A 1104-nucleotide genomic window follows, 5' to 3' on the forward strand; every position below is an offset into this window, starting at 1 on the left:
TGTACTGACCACAGAGGTTGGTGACGGGGGTCACGGCCGGTTGATCTTGTAATGGGTGAGGGCCTTCTGGCTTGGTGTGGATTGCGACATCTGCACCGGCTACCGGAAAGGCCCTCATGCCCCACCGTAATGCACCCTTGTCCGAGACCGGACGTCTGCGCCTGGCCCGGTGCGTGGTCGAGGACGGTTGGCCGCTGCGGCGGGCGGCCGAGCGCTTCCAGGTCTCGCCGACCACCGCCAAACGCTGGGCGGACCGATACCGGCAGTCGGGCGCTGCCGGGATGGCCGATCGCCCCAGCCGCCCGCATACGAGTCCTCGCCGCACACCGACGCGTACCGAGCGGCGGATCATCAAGGTCCGCGTACTGCGCCGGTGGGGACCGGCGCGCATCGCCTTCCTGCTGGGGTTGAACCCCGCCACCGTCCACCGCGTGCTCACCCGCTACGGCCTGGCCCGACTCGCGCACCTGGACCGGGCCACCGGGCAGGTCATCCGCCGCTACGAACACGAGCGTCCCGGCGACCTGGTCCACGTGGACGTCAAAAAGCTCGGCAACATCCCCGACGGCGGCGGCTGGCGGGTACACGGCAAACCCGTCGGCGCCCGCAACCGCCAGCGCACCGCGACCGGCAAGACCAACGCGTACCGCAACCCGATCCTGGGCTACGGCTACCTGCACACCGCCCTCGACGACCACTCCCGGCTGGCCTACACCGAGATCCTGCCCGACGAACGCAAAGACACCGCCGTCGCGTTCTGGCAGCGTGCCCACGCCTACTTCGCCGCCGCCGGCATCACCGTCCAGCGCGTGCTCACCGACAACGGCTCCGCCTACCGCTCCCGCGCCTGGCGCGAACACCTGGCCGCGGCCGGGATCACCGCCAAGTTCACCCGGCCCTACCGGCCCCAGACCAACGGCAAAGTCGAACGCTTCCACCGCACCCTCGCCGACGAATGGGCCTACACACGCCCCTACGCCTCAGAATCCGAACGACGCGCCGCGCTTGACCCCTGGCTGCACATCTACAACCATCACCGAGCACACACCGCGCTCAAAGGCCAACCACCCGCCAGCCGCGTACCCAACCTCACAGGACAGAACA

Annotated in this window: 1 protein-coding gene; it reads left to right on the forward strand. The window is 69.2% G+C overall.

Annotated features, from left to right (window positions below; genetic code table 11):
- Positions 1 to 116: 116 nt before the first annotated feature.
- Positions 117 to 1104 (forward strand): IS481 family transposase (locus tag KDK95_RS34715; RefSeq protein WP_212522599.1); only part of this gene is annotated, 988 nt, incomplete at its 3' end.

It is taken from the genome of Actinospica acidithermotolerans (assembly GCF_018139625.1).
Lineage (GTDB): Bacteria > Actinomycetota > Actinomycetes > Streptomycetales > Catenulisporaceae > Actinospica > Actinospica acidithermotolerans.